Below are 5,383 nucleotides of genomic sequence, written 5' to 3' on the forward strand. Positions count from 1 at the left end.
AGGTCTCGCCGCTCTCGGACACCACGAACCTCGCTCCCGCGGTGACCGGCACGGACGTCTTCTCGCATATCAAGAACATGATGCCGACGACGGTTCCGGCCATGCTGATCGCCTTTGTCATCTATCTGGTGGCGGGCTTCACCATGATCGACGACGCGACCGCGTCCTTCGAAAGGATCGACGCCATTACCTCGGCCCTGCAGGCCAATTTCACCATCTCTGCCTGGCTCCTGTTGCCGGCGGTGCTGGTGATCGTGCTCGCGGTCAAGCGCATGCCGCCGATCCCGTCGCTGTTCGCCGGGGTCCTGGCCGGTGCGGTGACCGCCATGATCGTTCAGGGAGTCGGCGTGCATGACGTGCTCACCTATGCCAATAGCGGCTACGCGATAGAGACCGGTGTCGCTGCCATCGACAGCCTGCTCAACCGTGGTGGCATCCAGTCGATGATGTGGACCATCTCGCTGGTGCTGATCGCCCTGGGCTTCGGTGGTGCGCTGGAGAAGACCGGCTGTCTGCAGACCATCATCAGCGCGATCATGACCAAGGTGAGCAGCTTCAAGGGCCTGCAGACCTCGGCGGTGCTGACTTCCGTCTCCACCAACCTGGTCGCCGGCGACCCCTACCTCTCCATCGCCCTGCCTGGCCGCATGTATGCGCCCACCTACCGCGGCATGGGGTATTCGACCCTCAACCTGTCCCGTGCCATCGAGGAAGGCGGGACGCTCATCTCGCCGCTGATACCCTGGAACGCCGGCGGTGCCTTCGTGATTAGCGCCCTGGCGCTGGGTATCGCCGACGGCAACGTGGAAAACCTGCTCTACATCCCGCTGGCCTTTGCCTGCTGGCTCTCTCCGGTGATCGGCCTGATCTACGCCCAGACCGGCCTGTTCTCACCACGTGCCACCGAAGAGGAACGGCGCTTGTGGACGGAGCAGGGCGAAGCCATTGCCACCGACCTTGGCGCCGCCGGCCAGGCCGGTGACGTCACCACTGCCACGCCTCAGCCCTCGCGTTGATTTGCCACCAACCTTTACTGAAAGAACACCCCCGGTCTTTGTGCCAGGGGTGTTCTTTTGTCAGCTCTGCCGACACAGCGCCACCAGCCTAGCCTTCGAGGGCACCCCGAGCTTGGCGTAGGCGCGCTTGCGGTAGGTCTCGGCGGTGGAGGGGGCGATGTCGAGTTGGGCGGCGGCGGTCTTGAGGGTGTGGCCGCGCAGCAGATAGAGGCAGAGCTGGCGTTCACGCTCAGATAATGGGGCAAGCACGGCGGTTTCCTCAGCGCTGGGCCGCTGGGAGAGGGAGCGGGTGCTGCCATAGTGTCGCCGGATCAGGCTGGACAGCAGGGGCGCCAGGCTATCCAGGCAGGCCAGGTCATCCTCGGTGAAGGGGCCTGCGGTCACGCCGCAGTAGAGGTTGAGATAATAGATGCTGTCCTGGCCTGGTATGGTCAACGAGACCTTGTCGACCAGGTCGGGAAAGGCGAAGAGATGGCTCTGGTAGCCTGGCGGCATGGCCTCGGCCTGCATCGTCGTCAGTTCGGCGGGGCGTTCGCCCTTGGCATCGACCAGCTGCCTCAGGCGCTGGTAGTTGGGGTCCTGGCGGAACAGACCGTCGGCATAGAGCTGGGCCAGGCGACCGGCGACCCGGGGCTGACGTTCGTTGGCGGCCAGCAGGCAGTCGATCTCATCGCTGCTGTCGTAGGCGAAGATCATGCACTGCTCGATGCGAACCGCCCGGCGCAGCAGCTCGAGCAAGGTGTCATCGAAGCCTTCGTTGCCCATGGCATCGACGCAGGCGGCCATCGCCGGAACCAGCGACGGCCAGCTGAGTACACACGTATCTTCATGCCGTTCTGCCATGCTGGATTCACTACCTCAATCATCGAGGCTGTCCCCTCTTTACCGGGACAGTGCCCCTGCCTACTTCAGGATAGGCTTTGGTCAGCGCCACGATAACCCTGACAGGAGAGTGACCATGCGCCCTGCCGGAAGAGACGAGCACGATTCACTGTATTTCGATTATCCCCGTTTCCCCTTCGTGCGTCCTGCCGAACTGGATGGCCGGTCGGTTCGCCACCGAGTGGCCATCGTCGGTGCCGGACCGGTGGGGGTGACCGCCGCCCTGGAGCTGGCTCGCCACGGTATCCCCTCGGTGGTGCTGGACGACAAGGACACCGTCAATGACGGCTCGCGGGCCATCTGCCTGTCCCGTCACAGCCTGGAGATCCTCCAGCAGTTGGGCGTTCATGAGCGCTTCACCCGCAAGGCGCTGGGTTGGACACGGGGGCGCACCTACTTTCGCGACCGTGAGATCTACCGCTTCGAGATGCCCCACTCCGAGCAGGAGCGCTTCCTGCCCATGGTCAACCTGCAGCAGCAGTACATCGAGCAGTTTTTGATCGACAAGGCCATGGACTCACCGCTGATCGAGCTGCGCTGGAAGCAGGCGGCCACCGGGGTGAGCCAGGATGGCAGGGGTGTGACTCTCGACGTGACCACCCCCGAGGGCGACTATCGCCTTCAGGCCGACTACCTGCTGGCCGCCGACGGCGCCCGCAGCGTGGTGCGCAAGGCCTTCGGCCTGGCCCTGCACGGCGAAGCCTACGAGGGCCGCTACGTGATCGCCGACGTGCGGTTGAGATCCGATTTCCCCACCGAGCGGCGCGCTTTCTTCAGCCCCTCGGTGATGCCCGAGTCCACCCTGCTGGTGCACAAGCAACCCGACGATATCTGGCGGATCGACTACCAGTTGCTGCCGGATGAAGACCCCGACAAGGCGGTGGAGGAGGCCAGCATCCGTGAGCGGGTCGGCACCATCATCGAAATGCTGGGCGAAGGCGACGACTGGGAGCTGGAGTGGTGGAGCCTCTACAAGGCCTACACTCTGGCGCTGGACGACTATCGTCATGGCCGGGTGCTGTTCATTGGCGACAGCGCTCACCTGGTGCCGATCTTCGGCGTGCGCGGGCTCAACAACGGTATCGCCGATGCCGCGAACGCCGCCTGGAAGCTGGCCTGGGTGTTGAACAGAAGGGCGCCGGATCGGCTGCTCGACAGCTACAGCCCGGAGCGGCGGGGCGCCACCCTGGACGTATTCGCCAACGCCGGCAAGAGCACCCGCTTCATGACCCCGCCGAGCCGTGGCTACCGGCTGATGCGCGATGCCGCCCTCTCCCTGGCGGTGAACAACGACTATGCCAGCGGCTTCGCCGACCCCCGCCAGGTCACCCCCTACACCTATGCCGAGAGCCCGCTGACTCTGGCCGATGGCGATGACTTCGCCGCCGGCCCGGTGCCCGGGGCGCCGTTGATCAATCGCCGCCTGGGCGAGGAGGACTACCTGCTCGATCACCTGGGTAGGGGCTTCAGCCTACTGCTGTTCAGCGACGATGGCATTATCACGCCGTCACTGCGGGATGGCCTGGCGAGCCTGCAAGCCCGGGTACCGGACCTCGAGGTGCTGGTCATCGGCCGCAAGGCGTCGCCGCGGGCGTTCGGCAGCCAGTTGGTGGATGCGCACGGGAGTATCTTCAATGCCTATGGCGCCGGCGATGGCACGGCCTACCTGGTACGCCCCGACCGCCATGTGGTGGCGCGTTGGAAAGCCCTCGATATCGATGCCCTCGACAGTGCCCTGAGCGTTGCGCAGGGCATGGCCCTGGAAGGAGATCGCACATGAAGCCCGCCACACCCACTGCCGCAACGCTGCCCTTCGCCGACCTGGAGCAGGTCTACGAGGCGCTGGCCATCACGCTGGATGCACTGCCCGAGGCACAGGAGCGACTTTTCCTGGCCCAGCTGGCGCTGGCGCTGGCCCATCGGATACCCGATGTGGCCTTGGTGAGAGAGGCGATCGAGGAGGCCTGGCGGGGCGTGGAGGATGCCACTCCCGAATAATGGATGCGGCCGACTTGGGGTAAGCAAGGGCTTACTCCATTGACCATATATTGAGCGGGATCAAGGCGAGATGCGGCGGACGAACTACGGTTAAGGATTGGCTGTCGAGGAATGCCTTGATGAATAAACAGGGATACCACAACAAGCCTCGTTCGCCCCCGAGTGACGAGAAACAGCTGGCCGATTATCTGGAAGGTGAGCGGACCCTGCTCGAGCTCAGGTTCTGTGAGCCAAAGGCCCTGAGTCTGCTCATTCATGACCTGGCCCATCCCATGAGCCCCTCATTGGAGCAGGCGATCGCACGCTGCCTGGCCGGCAGGGAGTTGGCGGAATTTTCTCCCGCCGAGACGCTGTTGCCCGAGATGATGCGACGCTTCGGCCTCGATCCGGTTACCTGCAGCCGGGATCCGTCCATCCACGCCCTGCGTACCGTCTGCAGCGCATGCCCCAAGGTTGCCACATGTTGGCTGGCGCTACGCCAGGACGCCCAGCGGGAAGAGTGTCGAGCGTTCTGCCCCAATGCCGAGGCGTTCGAGGAGAGGCTACCGCCGCCGCAGGGTGATTGAGCAACCTGTGAAACACTTCGCAACGGCTCAGGCCGAGGCCGCCTTCAGTTGCGCAAGCCGATCGTCGAGGCCGAAAGAGCCACGCAAGTCTTTCTGGCTGCGGCTCACCGACATGGCACCGGGGAACCGGCGCAGGGCACCAGTTGCCATAATGAGGAAAAGCAGAGGGCGCTGTGTTCAGCCAAGGAGGAAACCATGATCGAGACTCTTCCCGCCCCCGAATACGTGGCAGCGTTTCGTATTTCGGGCACGCTGCGTGGCGAGGACTACGATGAGATGATTCCCGCCATTGAGGCGAAGCTCGAGCATAACGAGCAGATTGGCGTGCTGGCTGATATGACAAATTTCGACCACATGACGGCCAAGGCCCTGCAGCGTGACCTGGCCTATGCGGTTAGCAAGCTGGGTGAGTACAGCCGCTTCAGGCGTGCGGCGGTGATCTCCGACAAGCGCTGGATCGAGACCACCACCAAGCTTGCCGACAGGCTGTTTCCCCAGATCGAGATGCGGGTCTTCCACAATGGTGAGCTGGAAGACGCGATGCGCTGGGTCGCCGGTTTTCGGGAGGACCTGCTCAGCGGCGGCTCATGACAGCGCAGTAGGCGACGTGAGTTCGCTTCGCCACTGCCTCAGCAGCCAGGCGAAGGCGAGGCCGAGCAGCAGCAGCCATACGCCGGCAGTGGCCAGCAGCCAGAGGCTGTCGGCCAGGCGCAGCACGACACCCCCCAGGCTCACCCCCACCGACTGGCCGAGAAAGAGGCAGCCGGCGAACACCGCCATGGCGGTGCCGCGGGCAGCGGGCGCCATCTGAGTGGCATTGATCTGCAGGGTGCTATGCATCATGTAGAAACCCAGGCCAGCAGCGAAGGCCGCCGCAGCGGCCGGTATCGGCTGCTGCGCCAGGGCCAGCCCGATGAAGCC

6 protein-coding genes and 1 pseudogene are annotated in these 5,383 nt (G+C 64.4%); 5 read left to right on the plus strand and 2 right to left on the minus strand.

Features of this window, described 5'->3' with window-relative positions:
- On the plus strand, nt 1–1,016 hold a 1,016-nt coding region (locus Q427_RS27985; protein WP_043518878.1), incomplete at its 5' end, for a Na+/H+ antiporter NhaC family protein.
- Nucleotides 1,017–1,076: 60 nt separating this feature from the next.
- On the opposite strand, the gene Q427_RS27990 is transcribed toward Q427_RS27985, so the two are convergent.
- Nucleotides 1,077–1,859: a helix-turn-helix transcriptional regulator gene (locus Q427_RS27990; protein ID WP_043518880.1), complete on the minus strand. Its 783-nt coding sequence runs from the start codon at nt 1,857–1,859 to the stop codon at nt 1,077–1,079.
- A gap of 115 nt (nt 1,860–1,974) precedes the next feature.
- Here Q427_RS27990 and Q427_RS27995 point away from each other — a divergent pair, with 115 nt between their 5' ends.
- The 4 genes from Q427_RS27995 (at nt 1,975) to Q427_RS28010 (ending at nt 5,053) form a co-directional block, all read left to right on the plus strand.
- Complete coding sequence (locus Q427_RS27995; RefSeq protein WP_043518882.1) at nt 1,975–3,678, plus strand: FAD-dependent monooxygenase; 1,704 nt, start codon at nt 1,975–1,977, stop codon at nt 3,676–3,678.
- Nucleotides 3,675–3,896: a DUF2783 domain-containing protein gene (locus Q427_RS28000; RefSeq protein ID WP_043518884.1), complete on the plus strand. Its 222-nt coding sequence runs from the start codon at nt 3,675–3,677 to the stop codon at nt 3,894–3,896. Before Q427_RS27995 ends, Q427_RS28000 begins: the two co-directional genes overlap by 4 nt.
- A gap of 119 nt (nt 3,897–4,015) precedes the next feature.
- Nucleotides 4,016–4,462 (plus strand): hypothetical protein, encoded by a 447-nt coding sequence (locus Q427_RS28005; protein WP_043518885.1) that lies wholly within the window; start codon nt 4,016–4,018, stop codon nt 4,460–4,462.
- Nucleotides 4,463–4,657: 195 nt separating this feature from the next.
- Entirely contained in the window at nt 4,658–5,053 is a 396-nt protein-coding gene (locus Q427_RS28010; RefSeq protein ID WP_043518886.1) for an STAS/SEC14 domain-containing protein, read from the plus strand.
- Here the strand turns inward: Q427_RS28010 and Q427_RS32910 are convergent.
- Nucleotides 5,048–5,383: pseudogene (locus Q427_RS32910) on the minus strand (MFS transporter); the annotation flags it as partial. The gene Q427_RS28010 and the pseudogene Q427_RS32910 overlap by 6 nt on opposite strands.

The organism is Halomonas sp. BC04, assembly GCF_000568385.1.